Annotated in this window: 20 protein-coding genes; 10 read left to right on the top strand and 10 right to left on the bottom strand. The window is 71.2% G+C overall.

The genetic code is table 11. From position 1 onward, the window contains the following. The first annotated feature begins 118 nt into the window (after positions 1-118). From ABE488_RS00450 to ABE488_RS00440, 3 genes are all read left to right on the top strand, one after another. Positions 119-1,405 (top strand): dicarboxylate/amino acid:cation symporter, encoded by a 1,287-nt coding sequence (locus ABE488_RS00450; protein ID WP_346446601.1) that lies wholly within the window; start codon positions 119-121, stop codon positions 1,403-1,405. Positions 1,406-1,804: 399 nt separating this feature from the next. Further along, the gene (locus tag ABE488_RS00445; protein ID WP_346446599.1) at positions 1,805-3,223 is read left to right on the top strand and encodes a pitrilysin family protein; all 1,419 of its coding nucleotides are present in this window, start codon (positions 1,805-1,807) and stop codon (positions 3,221-3,223) included. 10 nt (positions 3,224-3,233) lie between these two features. Then, a complete protein-coding gene (locus ABE488_RS00440; RefSeq protein ID WP_346446597.1) occupies positions 3,234-4,706 on the top strand; it encodes a pitrilysin family protein in 1,473 nt (490 codons plus the stop codon). Positions 4,707-4,736: 30 nt separating this feature from the next. Here ABE488_RS00440 and ABE488_RS00435 read toward each other — a convergent pair whose 3' ends face one another. From ABE488_RS00435 to trxA, 5 genes are all read right to left on the bottom strand, one after another. Next, on the bottom strand, positions 4,737-5,204 hold the full coding sequence (locus ABE488_RS00435; protein ID WP_346446596.1) for a hypothetical protein: 468 nt from the start codon (positions 5,202-5,204) through the stop codon (positions 4,737-4,739). Positions 5,205-5,236: 32 nt separating this feature from the next. Then, positions 5,237-5,911: a DUF502 domain-containing protein gene (locus tag ABE488_RS00430; protein ID WP_346446595.1), complete on the bottom strand. Its 675-nt coding sequence runs from the start codon at positions 5,909-5,911 to the stop codon at positions 5,237-5,239. 45 nt (positions 5,912-5,956) lie between these two features. Beyond that, complete coding sequence (locus ABE488_RS00425) at positions 5,957-8,026, bottom strand: bifunctional serine/threonine-protein kinase/formylglycine-generating enzyme family protein (RefSeq protein WP_346446593.1); 2,070 nt, start codon at positions 8,024-8,026, stop codon at positions 5,957-5,959. Between the two features lie 64 nt (positions 8,027-8,090). Beyond that, positions 8,091-8,561: a DUF4442 domain-containing protein gene (locus ABE488_RS00420; protein WP_346443879.1), complete on the bottom strand. Its 471-nt coding sequence runs from the start codon at positions 8,559-8,561 to the stop codon at positions 8,091-8,093. 106 nt (positions 8,562-8,667) lie between these two features. Further along, complete coding sequence (trxA, locus tag ABE488_RS00415) at positions 8,668-9,552, bottom strand: thioredoxin (RefSeq protein ID WP_346446591.1); 885 nt, start codon at positions 9,550-9,552, stop codon at positions 8,668-8,670. Positions 9,553-9,737: 185 nt separating this feature from the next. Between trxA and ABE488_RS00410 the strand changes: the two genes are divergently transcribed. Beyond that, positions 9,738-10,310 (top strand): DUF998 domain-containing protein, encoded by a 573-nt coding sequence (locus tag ABE488_RS00410; RefSeq protein ID WP_346446589.1) that lies wholly within the window; start codon positions 9,738-9,740, stop codon positions 10,308-10,310. A gap of 1 nt (position 10,311) precedes the next feature. On the opposite strand, the gene ABE488_RS00405 is transcribed toward ABE488_RS00410, so the two are convergent. Further along, positions 10,312-11,646 (bottom strand): amidohydrolase family protein, encoded by a 1,335-nt coding sequence (locus tag ABE488_RS00405; protein WP_346446588.1) that lies wholly within the window; start codon positions 11,644-11,646, stop codon positions 10,312-10,314. 69 nt (positions 11,647-11,715) lie between these two features. Then, the gene (locus ABE488_RS00400) at positions 11,716-13,410 is read right to left on the bottom strand and encodes a diguanylate cyclase (RefSeq protein ID WP_346446586.1); all 1,695 of its coding nucleotides are present in this window, start codon (positions 13,408-13,410) and stop codon (positions 11,716-11,718) included. 102 nt (positions 13,411-13,512) lie between these two features. Between ABE488_RS00400 and leuS the strand changes: the two genes are divergently transcribed. From leuS to rlmH, 6 genes are all read left to right on the top strand, one after another. Continuing rightward, positions 13,513-16,266 carry a leucine--tRNA ligase gene (gene leuS, locus ABE488_RS00395; protein ID WP_346446584.1) on the top strand — a complete coding sequence of 918 codons (2,754 nt, stop codon included), beginning with the start codon at positions 13,513-13,515 and terminating at the stop codon, positions 16,264-16,266. A 65-nt stretch (positions 16,267-16,331) separates the two neighbouring features. Further along, a complete protein-coding gene (gene lptE, locus ABE488_RS00390) occupies positions 16,332-16,868 on the top strand; it encodes an LPS assembly lipoprotein LptE (RefSeq protein WP_346443890.1) in 537 nt (178 codons plus the stop codon). 34 nt (positions 16,869-16,902) lie between these two features. Beyond that, positions 16,903-17,949 (top strand): DNA polymerase III subunit delta, encoded by a 1,047-nt coding sequence (holA, locus tag ABE488_RS00385; protein ID WP_346443891.1) that lies wholly within the window; start codon positions 16,903-16,905, stop codon positions 17,947-17,949. Between the two features lie 8 nt (positions 17,950-17,957). Continuing rightward, positions 17,958-18,614 carry a nicotinate-nucleotide adenylyltransferase gene (gene nadD, locus ABE488_RS00380; RefSeq protein ID WP_346446583.1) on the top strand — a complete coding sequence of 219 codons (657 nt, stop codon included), beginning with the start codon at positions 17,958-17,960 and terminating at the stop codon, positions 18,612-18,614. A gap of 30 nt (positions 18,615-18,644) precedes the next feature. Continuing rightward, positions 18,645-19,055, top strand: a complete 411-nt coding sequence (gene rsfS / locus ABE488_RS00375) for a ribosome silencing factor (protein ID WP_337244929.1) — start codon at positions 18,645-18,647, stop codon at positions 19,053-19,055. A 46-nt stretch (positions 19,056-19,101) separates the two neighbouring features. Beyond that, positions 19,102-19,572, top strand: coding sequence for a 23S rRNA (pseudouridine(1915)-N(3))-methyltransferase RlmH (rlmH, locus tag ABE488_RS00370; RefSeq protein WP_346446582.1), 471 nt, complete (start codon positions 19,102-19,104; stop codon positions 19,570-19,572). 42 nt (positions 19,573-19,614) lie between these two features. Here the strand turns inward: rlmH and ABE488_RS00365 are convergent, their stop codons facing one another. From ABE488_RS00365 to thiD, 3 genes are all read right to left on the bottom strand, one after another. After that, positions 19,615-20,904, bottom strand: a complete 1,290-nt coding sequence (locus ABE488_RS00365; protein ID WP_346446580.1) for a nucleotide sugar dehydrogenase — start codon at positions 20,902-20,904, stop codon at positions 19,615-19,617. A 62-nt stretch (positions 20,905-20,966) separates the two neighbouring features. Next, positions 20,967-21,803 carry an alpha/beta hydrolase gene (locus ABE488_RS00360; protein ID WP_346446579.1) on the bottom strand — a complete coding sequence of 279 codons (837 nt, stop codon included), beginning with the start codon at positions 21,801-21,803 and terminating at the stop codon, positions 20,967-20,969. After that, on the bottom strand, positions 21,800-22,609 hold the full coding sequence (gene thiD / locus ABE488_RS00355; protein ID WP_346446577.1) for a bifunctional hydroxymethylpyrimidine kinase/phosphomethylpyrimidine kinase: 810 nt from the start codon (positions 22,607-22,609) through the stop codon (positions 21,800-21,802). The genes ABE488_RS00360 and thiD overlap by 4 nt, the downstream gene beginning before the upstream one ends. Positions 22,610-22,641: the final 32 nt, after the last annotated feature.

The following is a 22,641-nucleotide window of genomic DNA, read 5'->3' as shown; positions in this document are numbered from 1 at the left end:
CGGTGGCAGTAGAGACGGCCGGGCGTTGCACTGATGGGACGCTGGCGTCGCGGCAGGGGCATCGCCAACCCCCATGCGCTCACGTATCGTCGCAGTTCGACGTTTCGGGCAGGCCGCAATGAACGCAGTGGCGTGGTGGTTCAGGATTCCGTTCTGGCAGCGCGTGCTCGGTGCCTTCGTGCTCGGCGCGCTGGCGGGCTGGCTGCTCGGGCCGGCAGCCGGCACCTGGCTGCAGCCACTGGGCACGCTGTACGTCAACCTGATCCGGATGATCGCGGTGCCGCTGGTGTTCTTCGCGGTCATCAATGCGGTCGCCGCCTTGCACGGGCAGCAGTCGATCGCTGCGCTCGGCGGGCGCACGTTCGGCTGGTTCGCCGCGACCGCGGTGCTCGCGGTGGGCGTCGGCTTCGCTGTCGCCTACACCATCAATCCCGGGCTCGGCGTGGAGCCGGGCTCGCTGACCGTGGCCGCCGACTACACCCCGCGCGAGGTGCCGACCCCGGTCGAGGTGCTGCTGAGTGTGGTGCCGACCAACCCGTTCGCGGCGCTGTCGGAAGGACGGATCCTGCAGGTCATCTTCTTCGCCGGCCTGCTCGGCTTTGCACTGGTCAAGCTCGGCGAGCGCGTGGCGGCGCTGCGCACGCTGGTCGGCCAGGCGTCGGATGCGATGATCCAGGTCACGCGCTTCGTGCTCGAGATGACCCCGCTCGGCACCTTCGGCCTGATCGCCGCCCTCGTGGGCACCTACGGCTTCGAGAAGCTGCTGCCGTTGGGCAGCTTCGTGATCGCGCTGTATGTCGCGTGCGCCGCGCACATCGTCATCGTCTACAGCGGCCTGCTGCTGGTGCATGGACTCAATCCGCTGAAGTTCTTCCGCGGCGCCGCGCCCGGCATGCAGGTCGCGTTCGTCAGTTCGTCGAGCCTGGCGGCGATGCCGGTCGCGCTGCGTGCGGTCACCCACAACCTGGGCGTAAACCGCGACTACGCCGCGTTCGCGGTGCCGCTGGGTGCGACGATCAAGATGGACGGCTGCGGCGCGATCTATCCGACGCTGGCCTCGGTATTCATCGCGCAGTATTTCGGCATCGAGCTGAGTTTCGCGCAGTACGCGGCGATCCTGCTGGCCTCGGTGCTCGGCAGCTTCGGCACCGCCGGCGTGCCGGGCACGGCAGTGGTGATGGCGACGGTGGTGCTGTCGGCGGCCGGTCTGCCGCTCGAAGGCCTGGGCCTGTTGCTGGCGATCGACCGGATCCTGGACATGATGCGCACGATGACCAACGTCACCGGGCAGATGCTGGTGCCGGTGCTGGTCGCGCGCGAGACTGGCCTGCTCGATCGCGAGGTCTTCGAGGCGGCGAGCAGCAACGTCGGGCTCGACGATCCCGACGCCGACGCGCCGCGCTGACGCAGGCGGCGTCGCCGGGCGCCACCTCGCCCAGCGTTGCAGGGCGCGGTTGAGTGGCGCGTTGGGTCGCGGCTCGAACATCGGCAGGCCCTGGTCCTGCAGCGGCATCCGGCCTCAGTCCACACTGCGGTCTGGCCCGAACAATCGGCGTTGCGGGTGACTGCATCGGCGGCCAGCGGCAAAGCCGGCATGTCGGGACAGCACGTGAGCACGGTTGCGCGGGGCGAACGCCGCCCCGGTGTCCTGCAGCCGACGATCGGGCGCCATCGCGTGCCGACGGACGGCAAGTGTGAGCGGCGCGTGCAGGCCGTGGCATGACCTGCGGCACACCGCGACGCCGGCGATGCGGCCTATAGTCGGGATTCGCGCCCCCGGGAGCGGGGCGGCAAGGGGATCGACATGAGACGACTCGCAGGACTGGGCGGTGCATGCGTGCTGCTCGCGATGTTGGCCGCGCCGGCGGCCGCGCAGACCGCCGACTGGCAACTGCCGATCGAGACCCGGCGCCTGGACAACGGGCTGACCGTCGTGGTGTCGCAGGACCGCAGCTCGCCCACCGTCGGCGTCAGCGTGGTCTACCACGTGGGCATGCGGCTCGAGCCCGAGGACCGGACGGGCTTTGCGCATCTGTTCGAGCACTTGATGTTCCAGGGCACGCCGATCGCCCCCAAGGGCGTGTTCGACCGCGTGATCCAGGGCGGCGGTGGCCGGCTCAACGGCTCGACGCGGCCCGACTACACCAACTACATCGAGACCGCGCCGGTGTCGGCGCTCGCGCCGATTCTGTGGCTGGAAGCGGATCGGATGAAGACGCTCGACTTCTCCGCGCAGAACCTGAAGAACCAGCAGGACGTGGTCAAGGAAGAGATCCGCGTCAATGTGCAGAACCAGCCCTATGGGCTGTTCTTCGTGTTCGACATCAACCGTTTGGCGTTCGACAAGTGGGCCAACGCGCACGATGGTTACGGCAGCTTCAAGGATCTCGAGGGTGCGACGCTGGCCGATGTCGAGGCCTTCCATCGCGATTACTACGGGCCCAACAACGCGGTGGTGGGCATCGTCGGCGACATCGCACCGGACGAGGCGTTCGCGCTGGTCGAACAGTACTTCGGCGACATCCCCGCACGTGCGACGCCCGCGCGGCCGGACGTGTCCGAGCCACTGAACACCCGCGAAAGGCGTGAAGCGCAGAGCGATGCGCTGGCGCAGGTGCCCGCGCTGGCGGTGGGCTGGAAGATGCCGCCGCGCGGCCATGCCGACCAGGCGCCGATGGCGGTACTGGCGCAGGTGCTCGCCGGCGGCGACGCGTCGCGGCTGTACCAGGGGTTGGTCAAGGGGCGCGAACAACTGCTCAACATCGACGGCGGAGTGGGCTGGCCGCTGGGGCACGCCTGGGACTACGACGGCCCGACGTTGATGACACTGTTCGCGCTTTACAAGCCCGATGTCTCGCCCGACGCCGTGCTCGCCGCGATGGACGAGGAGATCGCGCGGATCGTGACCGAGGGCGTGCCGGCGCAGACGCTGGCCGCGGCCAAGACCAAGCTGCTGGCCGATTACGTCGACGGCCTGGAGCCCTTCATTTCGCGTGCCGACGAACTGGCCAAGGCGCAGTTGCTGTGGGGCGATGCGAAAACGCTCAACGCAGTGCCCGGCTGGGTGCGGTCGGTGACCGTGGCCGACGTGCAGCGCGTCGCCAGGACCTACCTGACCGACGACAACCGCACTGTCATCGACCGCGTGCCGGCCGCGATGGCGCCGGCGCGCGGGATCGCCCCGCCGGCCGCACCGGCCCCCGCCATCCCCGGGCAGGACTGAGGAGACCGCCATGGACATCCCGTATCGCCGTGCACGCGCAGTGCGTCCACTCGTTCTGGCGCTCGGCGCCTGCCTGATGGCGGCCGCCGCGCAGGCGCAGCCTCCCGCACCCGGTGCGCCACCGGCCGAGGCGCCGCCGACCGCGTTGCCCGCCGACCTGCCGGCCTACGGCGCCGACCGGCCGCTGCCCGAACTGGGGCTGGTCGAGCGCCGGCTCGACAATGGCCTGACGGTCTGGATCGTGCCGCGCGCGGGCGGCCTGCCGAAGGTCGACTACGTGCTGGCCGTGCGCGGCGGTCTGGCAAGCGACCCGACTGCGCTGCCGGGCATGTCGAACCTGCTCGCCGGCCTGCTGCAGGAAGGGACCGCGACGCGCACCTCGGTGCAGATCGCCGAGACGCTCGAACGTCTGGGGGCGTCGATCTCGGCCAGTGCGAGCAGCGACGGGCTCGTCATCGCCGCTTCCGGTCTGTCGTCGTCGGCGCAGCCACTGGCGGCACTGTTCGCCGACGTGGTGCGCCACCCTGCGTTCCCGGCCAGCGAAGTGCAACTGGCCAAGACCAACGCGCTGCAGAGCCTCAAGGCGATGCAGGCGCAGCCGGCCTACCAGGCCAACCGTGCGATGGGGCGCGTGCTGTTTGGTGACCACCCTTACGGCAACACGCTGCCGACCGAGGCCAGCATTGCCGCCACCGACGTCGCGGCCCTGCAGGCCGCGCATGCCGCGCGCTTCCGGCCCGAGCAGGCGTTGTTGGTGATCGCCGGCCCGCTGTCGGACGACGCGGCACTGGCGCTCGCGCGTGACGCGTTCGGCGACTGGGCGGGCCGCGGCGATGCCATCGCCGAGGTGCCCGCGCCCGCGGAGACCGGCCGGCCACAATTCGTCCTGGTGCCGCGCGCCGGCAGTGTGCAGTCGGCAGTGCGGATCGGCCGTCCGGCGTTCGCAGCCGACGACGCGCGGGCGATCCCCGCCGCGCTCGCCAACACCATCCTCGGTGGCGGTTTCGACAGCCGCCTGATGCGCAATCTGCGCGAGGACAAAGGCTATACCTACGGCGCCGGCAGCAGCTTCGGCCTGCGCGCACGGGGCGGGGCGTTCCAGGCCCAGGCCGACGTGCGCAACGAGGTCACCGGTGCGGCGATCGGCGAGTTCCTGGCCGAGTTCGAGCGGATGCGCGCCCGGCCCGTGCCGGAGGATGAGTTGCAGCGCGCCAAGCGCTTCACCGCCGGCACCTACCTGTTCCAGAACCAGTTGCAGGGGGCGGTGGCCTCGGCGCTGGCGTCCAACTGGCTACTGGGCCGGCCGGCCGATTACCTCAGCCGCTACGTCGAGCAGGCCAACGCGGTGACGGCGTCCGAGGTGCAGGCGGTCGCGCGCGCGTTCTTCGATCCCGCGCGCCAGAGCATCGTGGTCGTCGGCGACGCCGCGGTCGCCGGGCAACTGACGGCGTTCGGTGCGTTCAAGGCGGACGACGCGCCTTGAGGCGTGGGCGCCGGCATGTGCCGGCGTCGTTCAACGGCGCGGTGCGGCGCCGGCCAAGCGCCCGCCGCACCAGGCCAGGGGCAATGCGCCGATCGCGTCGAGCAGGGTCATCCACACCGGCTGCGGCAACAGCCAGGCGTTGAGCAGCACGGCGATCAGGATCAGCGCGCCGACCGTCAGTGCCATGCGCATCGGCCGTCGGCGCGCGATGCGGGCGGCGACCCAGCCGCCGCACAAGGCCCCGGCCAGCCAGCCGAGCGCGACCAGCAGCAACATGCCGGTCGGGGCGATCGCGAACAGATCGGTCGGTCCGGCATCGGTAGGCAGCGCACCGGCCGGCAGCGGGAACAGCCGCTTGCCGAGGAACTCGAAACCCAGCGCGACCGTCGTGGCGGCCAGCATGCCGAGCATCAGCGAGGACAGCGTGCGGATCGTCTGGCCACGCGGCGCTGCGCGGGCGGCGGCATCGTCGCGCACGCGCGCACCTGCGGGTTGCATGCGCTGGTGGGGGCGACGTGTCGGCACGGGACTCAGCGGGGGGGCGCCGCCGTGGGCGGCGGCTCGAAAGGAATGGTGTCGGGCGCGACCGCGCCACCGGAGATGATGAAGCTCATCGCCTGATCGACGGTCCAGTCGGTCGGCGTGACCTTGTCCAGCGGCACGATCTCCAGATAGCCCGAGGTCGGGTTGGGCGTGGTCGGCACGTAGACCGCCGCGAGCTCGCGGCCGGTGCCCTGTTCGCGGATCACCCGGGTCACGAAGCCGACCGATTTCATCTGGCTGTGCGGGAAATCGATCAGCACCACGCGCTGGGTGCCGTCAGGCTTGGTCTGCAGGATGTCGAGCAGCTTGCGTGCGCTCGAGTAGATGATGTTGGCCAACGGAATGCGGCGCACCAGTGCGTCGAGCCAGCCGAGCATGCGCTGCCCGATGACCCGGCGCGTCAGCCAGCCGACGGCGAGGATCAGCACGATCGTCGCGATCATCGCGACCGTCGCCTGCACCGAGGCGACGTTGATCCATCTCAGGGCCGGGAACGCGGCGGAGATGCCGTGCGCCAGGGGCACCACCCAGGGGGTGCTGATGTCCGACAACAGCACGAAGACGAACTTGACGACGATCCAGGTCAGCCAGATCGGCAGCAGCGTCAACAGGCCGGTGAGGAACAGGCGCTGCAGGCGCCCGCCCAGGGAGTGGGCACTCATGAAAGATCCGCAAAGCGAAAGGGGGGCGTCATCATGCCCGGGAAGTCATGGCAGATGCACCAGCCGGAAGCCGACGTCGTCGTAGCCGCGCCGCGGGTCGAGGGCGCGGCTGTCGAGCGCGTCGCGCCGGCTGCGCCCGGCGGCGATGCGATCCTTGCATGCGGCCGCGCAGTCGCTGCGCCACTCCGCCGGTCCCTCGGCGGACGCAGGCGCCGCGGCGCCTTGTGCGGTGGAGGCCACCACGATGCTGCGACCCTCGCGTTCGCTGCGCCAGCGTGCGTAGTCGAGTGCGTCGTGCCAGGACACGCACACCACCGGATCGTTCGGCCCCTGGTCGAAGCCCGGCGACTCCCAGTCGCGCGGCGCCAGCGCACGCAGCACCGAGCCGCGCGCGCGGCACGGCGCCGACTTGCGCCCGGTCGCGGCGACGAAGGCCGCGTAATCGCCGCGGCTGACCGGCGCGTTGGCGATCGCGAAGCTCGTGTCGCCACTGCGCACCACCCGAGCGCCTCCGGGGATCTTGGCCGCGAGCGCGTTGAGGTCGGGAATGGCCTGGGCCTCGCGGCGCAGGCGCGCCTTCGTCGCGGTGTCGAGCCCGATGGCGTCGGCGGCGGCCAGGCTGGCGATCGCGTCGTCGCGATCGACCGCGGTCACGGCGTCGGCGACGCGCGCCTCGATCGCATCGGCGACTTGCGCGCGCACCGGTTGCAGCGCCGCGACCTCCTCGGCACTGCCGGCATGTGCGCGTGCGGCCTGCAGCAGTTCGGTGGCCGCGTCGTCGTCGCCGCTGGCGATCAGCGTCCCGGCGCGGCTGCCGACCGCGGCGAAGACGCGCGCGGTCAGCGACGGCAGCCCCAAGTGCTGGGCATCGGCTGCGCGCGCGCGGCGCAGGCGCTCGAGCGCGTTGTCGTCGTGCGGCGCCGCCAGCCGTCCGGCCCGCAGTAGGCGCTCGGCGGCGGTGAGGTGGCGGTCGGCCTCCGACACCGGCGCGGCCTGCGAGGCTTCGATGCCGGCGGCGGCCGCCGTCGCGTCGGGATCGGCCTGCGGTGCGAGATCGGCATCGGCGTCGCCGTTGGCGGCTGCCTGGTCCGCGACCGGCGGCGCGCTCGCGCTCGATGCGGCCGGCGCCGCCTCGTCGGCAGTCGCGGCGGTGGCCGAGGGACGCTCCCAGGCGCGCCAGACGCCGACGCCGGCCAGCAGCACGACCGGCAGCGCCAGCCACGGCAACAGGCGGCGCCCGCCGCGGCCGATCCGGCGGATCTGCCCGGTGATCCGTGCCTCGCCATCGCGCTGGGGCACCTGCCCGAGCGCCCGCAACATCTGTCCGGCATCGGCGAACCGCCGCTTGGGCGACTTCGCCAGCGCCTGGTCCAGGAACCGCTGCCAGTGGCGCAGCTCGGGCGGCAGGCGCGGCACCGGGTTCTGCACGTGCGCCAGCGCCATCGACAGCGCGTCCTCGCCCTCGAACGGCAGTGCGCCGGTGAGCATTTCCCAGGCCAGCACGCCGACGCTGTAGAGGTCGGCGCGGAAGTCGACCTGCTGCCCGCGGGCCTGCTCGGGCGCCATGTATGCGGTGCTGCCCACCGCCAGCCCGACCATCGTCATCCGGGTGCCGTAGCCGCGGCGCAGTGCGATGCCGAAGTCCGCCAGCAGCGGCCGATCGGTTTCGTCGAACAGCACGTTCTCGGCCTTGACGTCGCGGTGGATCACCCCGCGCGCATGCGCATAGGCCAGCGCCGACAGCAGGGCGTGCAGGACCGTGCGGACCCGGGCCTGGTCGCCGCGCAAGTCGCGCTGGCCCAGGTGTCCATGCGGCAGGTGGGGCATCGCGTACCAGGGCAGCCCGTCGGCGGTGCGACCGACGTCGTGGATGCCGACGATGTTGGGATGCTCCAGGCGCGCGATCGTCCGCGTCTCGTTCTCGAACCGGCGTCGGCTGACCTCATCGGCCAGCGTCTCGGGACGCATGACCTTGATGGCGACATCGCGTCCCAGCGACAGTTGCGTGCCCAGGTACACCGTCGCCATGCCGCCGTGGCCGATGACGCGCAGCAGGCGATAGCCCGCGATCTGCGGCAGCGCAGGCGACTCGTATCCGCTTGTGGTCTGCGACATGCGTCTTCCCCGTGGCGCTACAGCATACCGAGCGGTCGATGGGTTGGGGCGTGGCGTGCGCGGATCAGGCAGGTGCGGGGGCGCTGCCGCGGTCGCGTTTGCGGCGCACATAGATCTGCTTGCGTACGCGGGCGACCGGTTCGCCCGCAGCGTCGACGACGTCGGTGGTGAACCAGCGCAGATGCTTGTCGCCGTGCGCGGTCGCCACGCGGATCGCCTCGACCGTCGCCGCATCCAGATCGAAGGTGGCGTGCACGGTGCCGCGCCCGGGACGGATGAATTCGATCTCGGCGGCCTTGTCCCAGACCACGTAGTCGTCGCCGAGCGCGTGCAGCGTCATCAGCATCCAGAACGGGTCGGTCATCGCGAACAGGCTGCCGCCGAAGTGGGTGCCGACGTAATTTCGGTTGTACCAGTGCCGGCGCAGCTCGACCCGGGCATGCGAAAGCCCGGGCGTCAGCGCGGTGACGCGGATCCCGGTGAACAGGAATGGCGGCCAGAGATTGAACAGCAGGCGGGCGAGGCGCGGCGACATGGACGAGGGACGTGGCCAGGACGTTCGGACACTACCATACGCACCTGTATGTTTGCGCGGCGCCCGCACCGGGGCGGACCGATGCGGGCGTCGCGGCGTCGCGCTGTCAGAACAGCAGCGAGGCCATCTTCCTGCGGTAACGGCCGACGAGTTCGGCGTCGTCGACGATGCGGAATGCGTCGATCAGCGCCTTGCGCGGCAGGCCGTCCTCGAAGCTGCGGTCGCGGCGCAGCATCTCGATGAACTGCTCCAGGCCGTCTTGCGCATCGCCAGCGACGATCTGGCGCACGCCCAGCAGATGGCGGGCGCGCAGGTCCGCAGGATCGCGTTCGATCGCCGCCTGCAAGGCATCGGCGGGCGGCGCGTCGACCAGCAGCGCGGCAAACTCCAGACGTGCCCGGGCCTTCACGGCGCGATCGTCGGTGGCGAGATTGGCCGGCAGCCCGTCGAGCAGGCCTTCGGCTTGCTGTGCGGCGCCGGTCTGCAGCAGCGCCAGCGCCAGGTCGAGCCGCAGCTCCGCCTTGTCGGGCTCGGCGGCCACTGCCTCGCGCAGGCGCGCGACTTCGGCTTGCGGATCGAGCAGGGCGGCCTCCTCGGGCGACGCGGCGTCGCCCTCGGCCGGCACGATGCCGTGCCGCTGGAGGAACTCGCGCAACTGGCCTTCGGGCAGCGCGCCCGGAAAGCCGTCCACTGGCTGCCCCCCGGCGATCAGGAAGACCGTGGGCACCGAGCGGATCTGGAATGCCGCGGCGATCTGCGATTCCTTGTCGACGTCGACCTTGGCCAGGATGAAGGCGCCGTTGTACTCGGCTGCCAGCTTTTCGAGCACCGGACCCAGGGTCTTGCACGGGCCGCACCATTCCGCCCAGAAGTCCACCAGGACCGGCACTTCGAGCGAGGCCTGCAGCACCGCCGACTCGAAGGTCTCGGTGGTGACATCGACGATATGAGGCGAGCGTTCGGGAGTGGGGGCTTGGCCGTTGAGGAGCATGCGGTTTTCCGGTTGCGATCGGGGAGCCGCCGGAGCGGCCCGACTAGAGGTGGCGACGGTTGCGCAGGATACAAGCGCGACCTCGAGTGCAGCCTGTCGTGACCCTGGTCGACAGCGGCGCGGTGGCGTGCCGGGGCCTATCATCCGGGCCGGACAAGGCCGGAGTGGGGCGGATGGTGAGATCGGTGCGATGGCGATCGCTGGGGGCGGTGCTCGTGGCGCATGCCGCGACCTGGCTGGCGATGCTCGGCTTCGCGCGCTTCGTGGGCCTGGCGCCCGGTTTGCCGCTGGCGTTGCCAGGCGCGCACGGGCTGCCGCATGCGGGTGTGTTCAATCTGCTCGCGTTCGTGCTGCCCGGCCTCGCCCTGGCCGCGGTGGCGTGGCGCGCGCGCGCGCGCTGGTGGCCGGACGCGGGCCTGGCCGTCGGCATCGCATTGCGTCTGTGGCTGCTCGCGGCGGTGCTGTTCGCGCTGCAGGGCGCGCTGCCGCTCGATGCCGGCGACCTCGACGGTGGCGGCAGCCGGGCGCATGCGAGCGCGTGGATGCTGTGGGCGCTGGCCTTCGGCGCCGGCGCGGGCCTGGCCGTCGTCGTCGTGCCGGGTGTGCGGCTGGTCTCGCTGCTGGCCACGCTCGCGGTCATGGTCGCGCTGGCGTTGCCGGCGGTCGCGGCCGCCGGTGCGGCCGACCGCGTGCTGCTGCTGGCCTGGTGCGGCTGGACGGCCTGGCTGGCGTGGCGGTTGCCGCGCCGGGCCGGCTGACTCAGTCGCGCGTTACCGATGCGTCCGGCGTGCGGTACACGCGGCCGGCCTTCATCACGAAGTCGACCGCCAGCACCGCATTGATGTCGGCGACCGGGTCGCCGGGCATCGCGATGATGTCGGCGCGCCGCCCGGCTTCGACGAGGCCCTGGTCGTCGACGCCCAGCACCGTGGCCGCATGCAGCGTCGCCGACTGCAGCGCGTACGCCGCCGGGATGCCGGCCTCGACCATATAGACGAACTCGCGCGCGTTGTCGCCGTGCGGGCCCACGCCCTGGTCGGTGCCGAACGCGATCGGAACCCCGGCGCGGTAGGCGCGCGCTGCGGTGTCCTGGATCTGCGCACCGATCGTCGCCGCCTTCGGGCGTACGACCTCGGGAAAGTAGCCCGGTTCGCGCGCTTTGTCGGCGACGAAGCGCCCGGCGTAGATGGTCGGCACGTACCAGGTGCCGCGCTGCTTCATCAGTCGCATGACCTCCTCGTCCATGTGGGTGCCGTGTTCGATGCTGGTCACGCCGGCCAGCACCGCGCGCTTCATGCCCTCGGTGCCGTGGGCATGCGCGGCGACGCGATAGCCGTAGTCCTTGGCGGTGTCGACCACCGCCTGCACTTCGTCGACGGTGAACTGCGGCGCATCGCCGGACCGGGCGTAGCTGAGCACGCCGCCGGTGGCGGTGATCTTGATCACGTCGCTGCCGTCCTTGTAGCGCTGGCGCACGGCCTGGCGGGCGTCGTCGATGGAGTTGATCACGCCTTCGGTCGGTCCCGGCGGGCCGAGCAGGTGCGAGAGCATCGAGTTGTAGCCGTTGCTGGGATCGGCATGGCCGCCGGTGGTGGCGATCGACTTGCCGGCCGCGAAGATCCGCGGGCCGCGTACCAGGCCCTGTTCGATCGCATCGCGCAGATGCGGCGCGACTTCGCCGCCGAGATCGCGCACCGTGGTGAAGCCGGCGAGCAGGGTCTTTTCCGCGTAGCCGACCGAGCGGTAGGCGAAATCGACCGGATCGAGGCGGAAGCCTTCCGAATAGCTCTGCGGGCCGGACTGCGAGCCCAGGTGCACGTGCAGGTCGGTCCAGCCGGGCATGCAGGTGCGTCCAGCGAGCGCGATCGTGCGTGCCGGCTCCGCCGAGGCCGCATGACCGGCGGTGACCGATTCGATCCGGCCGTCGGCGACCACGATCGTATGCGCGCCGAGCACGCGCCCGCTGCGCGCATCGAACAGGCGCTCGCACTGCAGCGCAGTCCGGTCCTGGGCCTGCGCGGCCGGTGCGAGCAGGGCGACGGCGAGCAGGGCGAGCACCGGGGACGGTGCGGTGAGGCGGAAGCGGCTGGACATGCGGCGGGCTCCGGACGGCCGGGACAGGAAGCCGGATTGAAGCACGATCGTGCGGCCTGTGCCGCAGCTTCAGTCGGTCTGCGAGGCGTGCAGCACGCGGTTGCGGCCTTCGGCCTTGGCGCGATACAGGGTCGCATCGGCGACCTGCAGCAGCAGTTCGGGCGTGGTGCCGTTGGCGGGGAAGGTCGCGATGCCGATCGACAGTGTCACCGGGCCGAGGGTCTGCCCCATGTGCTGCAGGCTGGAGATCTCGACCGCGCGGCGGATCTGCTCGGCGCGTACGCGCGCATTCGCCGCGTCGAGTTCGGGCAGCACCACCGTGAACTCTTCGCCGCCGTATCGGCAGGCGATGTCCTCGGTCCGCACGCCGGCCTGGATCAGCCGGCCGACCTGGCTGAGCACGGCGTCGCCCGCGGCATGGCCGTGGGTGTCGTTGAAGCGCTTGAAGTGGTCGACGTCGAGCATCATCAGCGACAGCGGCAGGTTGCGGCGCTCGCAGCGCTGGAGCTCGCGCGCCAGGCTCACTTCGAGATAGCGGCGATTGAACAGCGAAGTCAACGGATCGCGCAGCGACTGCGTGCGCAGGGTCTCGCGCAATTGCAGGTTGGCCAGCGCCAATGCCATCTGCTCCGACAGCGAGGCCAGGATCGCGGCGTCGTTGTCGCCGCTCGACGCATCGCTCGCCGCGCTGACGTGCAGCATGCCCAGCGACTGGCCCTGCGCGATCAGCGGCACGCACAAGGTCGACACGCCGTCCAGCGGCACGTCCCGATCGATGTGCGCGCAGCGCAGCCCGCCGCTGCGGCCGCGCAGGTAGTGCGGCTGGCCGCGGCGCAGGGCCCAGCACTCGTCCTGGGTGACGGTGTCCTCGTGGCTGATCGGATGCTCGCCGAAGGTGGCGGCGCTTTCGAGGAAGTTCTGCGACGGGCGCGCCAGGTAGCAACGCCCGCTGGCGCCGGGCACCAGCTCGACGACCGCGCGCGTGGTCAGCGCGACGATCTCCTCGCGGCTCTGGCAGCTCTGCAGCATGCCCGCGTACTCGCTCTGGGTGTGCCGCTGTTCCGACAGCGCGTGCAGGTCGCGCATTGCGTTGCGCGCGTCGCGCTCGAGCAGGCGGTTGCGCTGATTTTCGCGCCACAGGCTCCACTGCATGAAGACCAGCAGACCCAGCGCGACGACGAACGCCAGCACGATGAACACCACCAGCAAGGTCGCCCGCTGCTGGCTGGTGACCTGGCGTTCGGCCAGCAGCCGGCTTTCCTCATCCATGATCTGCTGGCGCAATGCCGACATCGCGGTGGCGCGGCGCACGTTGTCGCTGATCCGCCGTTGGCGTTCTTGGTCGGGCAGAGCGGCCATCTGCACCGGGTCGAGCAGGATTTCCATCGTGCTCAAGTGACGCTGCATGTCGGCGTCGAAGGTGCGCGCCAGCGCCTGCTGCGACGGATTGTCGGCTGTCAGCTCGATCAGCCGGCGACTGGATTGGCTGGCGCGCGCCACCGCGTCGCCGTACTCGGGACGGAAGCTCTCGCGGCCGGTCAGGCGATAGCCGCGCGCCTTGGACTCGGCTTCGTGCAGCGCCGCCTCCGAGGCGACCAGCAGGTTGATCACCAGGTAGCTGTGTTCGAGCGACCCGTTCGCGCGCTCCAGGCCGCGCACGCCGACGATCGCCGCGGTGGCGGCACCCACCAGCAGCACGAACGCCAGCAGGATCGCGGGCAGGCGCAGGGCACGGGATCGGGAGCGCGATGATGTCCTAGACATCAGGTCAGTCTAGCAGCGGCCCGGTGGCGCTGCGGCCTGCGTGGCGGACGCCGGGGCGCTGGGGTAGGCTTGCCGGCTGTCCTCCGCTCCGCAGAACCGTCCGTGTCCAGCGATCCCGCAGCTCCGTCGTCCAACGCCTATCAGCCTACCCGCGTCGAGGCCGACGCCCAGCGGTTCTGGACCGACACCCATGCCTTCGAAGTCGTCGAGCGCAGCGACCGGCCCAAGTACTACTGCCTGTCGATGCTGCCCTACCCCTCCGGTGCGCTGCACATGGGCCACGTGCGCAACTACACGCTCAGCGACGTCATCAGCCGCTACCAGCGCATGATCGGCAAGAACGTGCTGCAGCCGATGGGCTGGGACGCGTTCGGCCTGCCGGCCGAGAACGCGGCGATCAAGAACGCGACCGCGCCGGCCAAGTGGACCTACGCCAACATCGACCATATGCGCGGACAGCTGCAGGCGCTGGGCTATGCGATCGACTGGGGCCGCGAGTTCGCCACCTGCAGCCCGGACTACTACGTGCACGAGCAGCGCATGTTCGTGCGGCTGATGAAAAAGGGTCTGGCCTACCGCCGCAATGCGGTCGTCAACTGGGATCCGATCGACCAGACCGTGCTCGCCAACGAGCAGGTCATCGACGGCCGCGGCTGGCGCTCGGGCGCGGTGGTGGAGAAGCGCGAGATCCCGCAGTGGTTCCTGAAGATCACCGACTACGCGCAGGAACTGCTCGACGGCCTGGACACGCTCGAGGGCTGGCCGGATTCGGTCAAGACCATGCAGCGCAACTGGATCGGCCGCAGCGAGGGGTTGGAGATCACCTTCGCGGTCGACGGCGAAGCGACCCCGCTGACCGTCTACACCACGCGTCCCGACACGCTGATGGGCGTCACCTTCCTGAGCATCGCCGGCGAGCACCCGCTGGCGCTCAAGGCCGCGCAGGACAATCCTGAGCTGGCCGCGTTCCTGGCCGACCTGCGCCAGGGCGGCGTGTCGGAGGCCGAGCTCGAGGCCCAGGACAAGCGCGGCATGGCGACCGGCCTGTGGGCGATCCATCCGGTCACCGGCGAGGATGTGCCGATCTACGTCGCCAACTTCGTGTTGATGGGCTACGGCACCGGCGCGGTGATGGCGGTGCCTGCGCACGACCAGCGCGACTGGGAGTTCGCCAAGGCCTACGGCCTGCCGGTGCGGCCGGTGATCGTGCCGCTGGCAGTACGCGATGCGTTGCGCGAGGTGATCGGCGACGTTGCCCACGACGCCGACCCGTTCCAGGCCGCGTTGGCCGGCGGGTCGGTCGATGCCTACGACACCTCGGCGGCGGTCGCGGTGGTTCGCGACTATCTCGACGGCATCGAGCAGCGCGGCGCCTACACCGAGCGCGGCGTGCTGATCAATTCCGGTCAGTACGATGGCCTGGATTTCGAGGGCGCCTTCGATGCGCTGGCCGCGTACCTGGGCACGCAGGGGCAGGGCGCACGCAAGGTCAACTTCCGGCTGCGCGACTGGGGCGTGAGCCGCCAGCGCTACTGGGGCTGCCCGATTCCGGTGATCTACTGCCAGGCCTGCGGCGCGGTGCCGGTGCCGGAGGACCAGTTGCCGGTCCTGTTGCCCGAGGATGTCGAGGGCGCGTTCGCCAACCCGGGCGTCGTGCAGTCGCCGATCAAGTCCGATCCGCAGTGGCGCAAGACCACCTGTCCGGACTGCGGCGGCCCGGCCGAGCGCGAGACCGACACCTTCGACACCTTCATGGAGTCGAGCTGGTACACCGCGCGCTACACCTCGCCCGGCGCTGCGGACATGGTCGACGAGCGCGCCAATTACTGGATGCCGGTCGACCAGTACATCGGCGGCATCGAGCACGCGATCCTGCACTTGCTGTACTTCCGCTTCTACCATCGCCTGATGCGCGACGCGGGCCTGGTGCAGGGCGACGAGCCGGTCCGCAACCTGCTGACCCAGGGCATGGTGATCGCCGAGACGTTCTATCGGGAGCAGGCCAACGGCGGCAAGGACTGGATCCGCCCAGCCGACGTCGAGGTCTCGCGCGACGACAAGGGCCGTATCGTCGGTGCAGTGTCCAGGCTCGACGGCGCGCCGGTGCAGGTGGGCGGCGTGGAGAAGATGTCCAAGTCCAAGAACAACGGCGTCGATCCGCAGTCGATGATCGACAAGTACGGTGCCGACACCGTGCGCCTGTTCTCGATGTTCGCCGCCCCGCCCGAACAGTCGCTGGAATGGAACGAGGCCGGCGTCGAGGGCATGGCGCGCTTCCTGCGCAGGCTGTGGACGCAGGTCCAGCGGCACGTCGAGGCCGGCCCGGCCGGCGCCTTCGACGTCGCCGCCGCCACCCCGGCGCAGCGGACGCTGCGCCGGCAACTGCACGAGGCGATCCAGAAGGTGGGCGACGACTATGGCCGCCGCCACAGCTTCAACACCGCGATCGCGGCGGTGATGGAGCTGTTCAACCATGTGCAGAAGTTCGAGGCCGACGACGCCAACGCACGCGCGTTGCTGCAGGAGACCTTCTCGACGATCGTGTTGCTGCTCAATCCGATCACCCCGCACATCGCGCACGCGCTGTGGCAACTGCTGGGCCACCCCGAGACACTGCTCGAGGACCAGCCGTTCCCGCGCGTCGACCCGGCCGCGCTGGCCCGCGATGCGCTGACCCTGGCCGTCCAGGTCAACGGCAAGCTGCGTGGGACGATCGAGGTCGCCGCCGATGCCGCCAAGGACGCGGTCGAGGCGCAGGCCTTGGCCGAGCCCAACGTGGCGCGCTTCCTGGCACAGATGACCGTGCGCAAGGTGATCGTCGTGCCGGGCAAGATCGTCAACATCGTCGCCGCCTGAACCTGCCGGGGCGGCGCGTCCGCGCGCCGCTTGCCGGCCAAGACCGCCTCGTCCAGACTCCGCCCATGAGCATCCTTCGCCCGGTTTCCCTCCGTCTGGCCGCCGTCGCTGCGGTTCTTGCGCTGACCCTGTCGGCCTGCGGCTTCCATCTGCGCAACGCACTGACGCTGCCGGCGGAGCTGGGGCCTGTGGACATCGTCTCGTCCGATCCCTACAGCCGGCTCGCGCGTTCGGTCGAGCGCGCGTTGGCCGCGGCCGGCGCGCAGATCGCCGAGGAGGATGCGGTCGACGTCGCGGTGCTCGACATCCGCTCCGAGCGCTGGGCGTCGCTGCCGGCCAGCCTCGATGCCCAGGGCCGCGCGCAGGAGTACACGCTGCGCTACGCGGTGGTGTTCACGATGCGCGACGCCGACGGCCGGGACATCGTGCCCCAGCAGGCGATCGAGCTGGCGCGTGACTATCTTGCGTTGCCGACCGACTCGATCGGCGCCGATTCCGAGCGCGAGCTGCTGTCGCGCGAGCTCGAGCGCGAGATGACCGCCTCGATCATCCGCCGCATCGACGCCGTGTTCCGCAACCCGCAGGAACGCGTGCGCAATTGATGGCGGCGGCCCCGGCCAGCGGCGTGTCCCCGCCGTGGAACTGACCCCCGAACGCCTGCCCGCGCAACTGGCGCGCGAGCCATTGCGGCCGGCCTATCTGATCGCCGGCCCCGAGCCGCTGCGTGTGCTCGAGGCCGCCGACGCGGTCCGGGCCGCGGCACGGGCCCAGGGCGTGTCCGAGCGCGAAGTCTTCGAGCCCGAAGGCCGCGATGTGGACTGGAACGCGCTCGAAGCCACGTTCCGAGCGCCGAGCCTGTTCGCCAGCCGACGGCTGGTCGAGCTGCGCCTGCCCACGACCAAGCCCGGCAAGGAGGGCGCGCAGGTCATCGCCGGCTTCTGCGCCGATCCGCCGGCTGACGTCACCTTGCTGATCACCGGCGGCGAATGGAGCCGCCAGCACGGCGGCAAGTGGAGCGAGGCGGTGGCGGCGGTCGGGCATCTGGTCGTCGCCTGGCAGGTCAAGCCACACGAACTCGAAGGCTGGATGGAGGCGCGCCTGCGCAGTCGCGGCGTGCCCGCCGAGCGGGCCGCGGTGCAACTGCTGGCCGAGCGCGTCGACGGCAACCTGCTGGCTGCAGCGCAGGAGGTCGACAAGCTCGCGCTGCTGGCCGACGGCCAGCCGCTGGATGTGGCACGGATGCAGGCGCTGGTCGCCGATGCCGCGCGTTACGACGTGTTCCGGCTGCTCGATGCGACGATGAACGGCCAGCCGGCGCAGGCTGCGCGGATGCTGGCGGGCCTGCGCGCCGAGGGCGCGGCGATTCCTGCGCTGATGGGCATGATCGTCATGGAGCTCACGCGCGCGGCCAGCCTGGCACAGGTCCAGGTGCGCGGCGGCAACATGGCGGCCGAGTTCAAGGCCCAGCGCATCTGGGACGCGCGCCAGGCCGGCTACCGGCGTGCGCTGCAGCGGCACCCGGCTGCGCGTTGGGACCGCTTCGTCGCCGAGGCCGGCCGGATCGACCGGATCGCCAAGGGGCGCGGCCGGCCGGGGATCGACCCGGCCGACGCCTGGCTCGCGCTCGAGCGGCTGCTGATCGCGGTCGCCGACGCCCGGGCCGGCGCGCTGCTGGCGGCCTGACCCCGGCGATGCTCTACCTGGTCTACGGCGGCACCTTCGATCCGCTGCATTGCGGCCATCTGGCGATCGCGCGGGCCGCGCGCGACGCGCTGGGCTGCGCCGTCCGGCTGATGCCCGCTGCCGACCCGCCGCATCGCGCGCCGCCCGGTGCCGATGCCGCGCAGCGCGCGGCGATGATCGCGCTGGCGATCGACGGCGAGCCGGGCCTGCTGCTCGATCCGGAGGAACTGCAGCGTGGCGGCCGCAGCTACACCGTCGACACCTTGGCCGCGCTGCGTGCGCGCCTGGGCGATGCCCGGCCGCTGGCCTGGCTGGTCGGCGCCGACAGCCTGCTGGGCCTGCCTGGCTGGCATCGCTGGCAGGCGCTGTTCGCGTTGGCGCACCTGGTGGTCGCCGAGCGTCCAGGCAGCGGCCTGGACGGTGCGCTGGCGCCGGCGTTGGCGGCCTGCCTGGCCGATCGCTGGACCGATGACCCGGCGGCGCTGTCGGCGATCCCGGCCGGGCGGGTACTGCGCCTGCGCCAGCCGCTGCATCCGGTCTCGGCCACGCAGGTGCGCGCACGGGCGGCCGCCGGTGCACCGCTGGCGGGCCTGGTGCCTGACGCGGTGGCCGCATTCATCCAGGAGAAGGGGCTGTACCGGCCGCCGCCGGGCGCTCCGCTATAATCCACGCCGCACTTTCCGAGTCCCGATCCCTTGTCCGATACCGCCCACGTCATCAAGACCCGTCTGCCCGAGCCGCCGCCGGCGGCAGATGTTCTGCTCCGCACCGCGCTCGACGCGGTCGACCACCTCAAGGCCGTCGATGTCGTCGATATCGACGTGCGGGGCCGCAGCAGTGTCTGCGACTTCATGGTCGTCGCCTCCGGCACCTCCAGCCGCCACGTGAAGTCGATCGCCGATGAGGTCGTCAAGCGCGCCAAGCAGCTCGACTGCCAGCCGCTCGGCGTCGAGGGCGAGCGCGAGGCCGAGTGGGTGCTCGTCGACCTGGGCGATGTGGTCGTGCACGTCATGCTGCCGCGCGTGCGCGAGTTCTACGCGCTCGAGCGCCTGTGGACCGTCGGCGACCAGCCACCGGGCGCCGGCGAGCCGCGCAGCGACGGGTGAACCGGCGTTCGGCCCCGGACGATGGCCGTCTGCCGCGCATGACCGCATGAAGGCCCGACTGGTCGCGGTCGGCGAGCGTGCCCCCGGCTGGGTGGCCGATGGCTTCGGCGAGTACCGCAAGCGCCTGTCGCACTGGTTGCCGCTGGACCTGGTCGAGGTCGAGCCGGGCCTGCGCGGCAAGGGCCGCGACACGGCACGTGCGATGGCCGACGAGGGCGCGCGTGTGCTCGCCGCGCTGCCACGCAATGCGCTGGTGGTGGCGCTCGACGGCCGCGGCCGCATGCATTCGTCCGAGGACCTCGCCCAGCGGCTGGAACACTGGCGGGCGCAGGGGCGGGATCTGGCCTTCCTGATCGGCGGACCGGAAGGCCACGCCGATGCGGTGCTGGCGCGCGCCGACGAGCGCTGGTCGTTGGGGCCGCTGACCTTGCCGCACATGCTGGTGCGACTGGTGCTGGCCGAACAGCTCTACCGCGCTGCGGCGATGCTGGCCAACCATCCCTATCACCGCGCTTGACGGCGGCGCTCGCGCGGCGTCAAGCGCGCATAGGGGGCGGCGCTACAGCCGTGCGTCGACCTCGTCGGCCGGCAGGATCGCCTTGACGTCGAACAGCACCGCGCCGGGCTTGCCGTAGGCGCGGATGCCTGCACTGCCGAGTTCGCGGAACTGGCTGTGGGCGACCGCCAGCACGATGGCGTCGTAGGCGCCCGCCTCGGGCACAGCGACCGGGCGCAGGCCGTACTCGTGCTCGGCATAGGCCGGGGCCACCCAGGGGTCGTGCACGTCCACTTCGACGCCATAGCTGCGCAGTTCGGCGACGACGTCGACCACGCGCGTGTTGCGCAGGTCCGGGCAGTTTTCCTTGAAGGCCAGGCCCAGCACCAGCACGCGTGCGCCGGCGGTCTGGATACCGCGCTGCTGCATCAGCTTCACCAGCCGCTGGGCCACGTGCAGGCCCATGCTGTCGTTGATGCGGCGTCCGGCGAGGATGACCTCCGGGTGGTAGCCGATCTGCTGGGCCTTGTGGGTGAGGTAGTAGGGATCGACGCCGATGCAGTGGCCGCCGACCAGGCCGGGGCGGAACGGCAGGAAGTTCCATTTCGTGCCGGCTGCTTCGAGCACCTCGTAGGTATCGATGCCGAGCCGCTCGAAGATCAGTGCCAGTTCGTTGACCAGCGCGATGTTGACGTCGCGCTGGGTGTTCTCGATGACCTTCGCCGCCTCGGCCACGCGAATGCTCGAGACCCGGTGCGTACCGGCCTGGACGATGTCGCGATACAGCGCATCGACAAAATCGGCCGCCTCAGGCGACGAACCGGCGGTGACCTTCAGTGTGTTCTCCAGGCGGTGCAGCTTGTCGCCCGGGTTGATGCGCTCAGGGCTGTAGCCGACATGGAAGTCGTCGCGGTAGCGCAGGCCCGAGGCCTGTTCGAGGATCGGGACGCAGACCTCCTCAGTCGCGCCCGGATACACCGTGGATTCGTAGATCACCACATCGCCGGCCGCGAGCGTCGCGCCGACCGCGCGGCTCGCGCTTTCCAGCGCCGACAGATCCGGGCGGCGGTAGTCGTCGACCGGCGTCGGCACAGTGATCACGTGTACGTTGCAGCGCGCGAGCGCTGCCGGGTCGGCGCTGTAGTGCAGGTGGCTCGCCGCGCGCAGTTGGTCTTCGGACAACTCGCGGGTATGGTCCTGCCCGGCCTGCAACTGCTCGATGCGCGCCTGGTCGATGTCGAAGCCCAGCGTGGGATGGCGCCGCCCGAACGCGACCGCGAGCGGCAGGCCGACGTATCCCAGGCCGACGACGGAGATACGGATGTCGTCGCGTGCGGGTGGCGTTGCGCTCATGGACGAGGGGACGTTCGGGAAGAGGACAGCGCAGTTTAGCGCAGCGCCCCGGGGCGACCGGGTCAGCGCTGCGCGAGCCAGTCGGCGATCGTATCGGGCCGCTGCATCCAGGCGAAATGATCGGCGTCGATGCCCAGCGCCTGGGCATCGAAGGTCGCGATCGTCGGCGCCGGGGTGGCGAGCTTGCCGAGCAGGTAGCGCAACGAGGAGGCCGGGGCCATCCAGTCGTCGACCAGCACGGCGGCCGCGACCGGGACATCGACCCGATGCAGCGCGGTGTCCAAGTCCAGGTCCAGGCCGGCGGCGCAATAGCGGCCCGACAGCCCGCTGCGCGTCCAGTCGGCGATGACGCCGCGGGCCTCGTTGCCGCCGAAGCCGAGCCGGCGACCGGGCAGTGCGCCGTTGACCCGCGACAGCCAGGCCAGGAACCGGTAGAGCGCCGGCAGCGCGAGCGCGCGCGGGCCGGAGAACGCGCGCCAGTACGGCGCGCCGCTGGCGACCAGCCACAGCGCCTGCGCCGCGTCGGGTCGACAGGCCAGATGGCAGCAAGCGAGTTGGCCGCCGAGACTGTGCCCGCCGACGATGCGGCCAGCATTGGGGACGGCCGTGCGCATCGCCGCCTCGCTGCAGGCGATGTCGGCCAGCAGTTCGCGATAGCCCCAATCGACGTGTCGTCCTGCACGCAGCGCGCTTGCGCCGATGCCGCGCCATTCGTGCAGGAACACCGCGATGCCCCGCGCCGCCAGGCGTTCGGCGAACGGCAGGTAGTGGCGCGCCGCCACGCCCAGCGCGGGCAGCCAGAGCAGGCTGCGCTGTGGCACAGCCGGCACGCGCGCGATCAGTTCGTAGCGATGGCCGTCGCCTGCGACCAGGGTCAGGGGCGGCGACGGCGTGCTCATCGGGCGATCGGCCCCAGGTGGCCTAGCACGCTGACCGCGCTGCGCCCTGGCCGGTAGGCGTCGCGCATCGTCGCGTGCACGTAGTCGATGCCCTGGCGGCAGGCGTCCGCCGCCGACGCGCCCAGCGCCAATTGCGCGGCGATCGCCGACGACAGCGTGCAGCCGGTGCCGTGGCCGTCGATCGCCAGGCGCGGCGCGCCGTGTTCGAACTGCGTCTGCGCGTCGGCGTAGCGGTCCACCACGCGGTCGCCCTCGTCGAGGTGGCCGCCCTTGAGCAGCACGCCGCGCGCACCGAGCGCGCGCAGCTCGCCCAGTGCGGTGCGGGCGCGGGCGGCATCGGCGATCGGCGAACCGAGCAGCAGTTCCGCCTCGGGGATGTTGGGGGTGAGCACGGTCGCACGCGGCAGCAGCCGGGTGCGCAGGGCTTCGAGCGCATCGTCGTCGAGCAGCTTGGCGCCGGAGGTCGCGATCATCACCGGGTCGAGCACCACCGGGACGTGCGGATGTGCGGCGAGCGCGTCGGCCACCGCGACCACGATCGACGCGGTGGCGAGCATGCCGATCTTCACCGCGCGCACGTCGAAGTCGTCGAAGCAGGCGTCGATCTGCGCCTGCAGGAATGCGACCGGCGGCGCGTGCACCGCACTCACGCCGCGGGTGTGCTGCGCAGTGAGCGCGGCGATCGCCGACAGGCCGTGCACGCGGTGCGCGGCGAAGGTCTTCAGATCGGCCTGGATGCCTGCACCGCCGCCCGAGTCGGAGCCGGCGATGGTGAGCGCGGAAGGGGGGCGAGGGGTGTCGGACATGGCGCTATTCTGCCGCAACGCCCTGTGCGCAC

The organism is Luteimonas sp. TWI662 (assembly GCF_039673825.1).
GTDB lineage: Bacteria > Pseudomonadota > Gammaproteobacteria > Xanthomonadales > Xanthomonadaceae > Luteimonas.
Note: the sequence above shows the minus strand (reverse complement) of the source record. Positions and strands in the feature narration are given on the sequence as shown.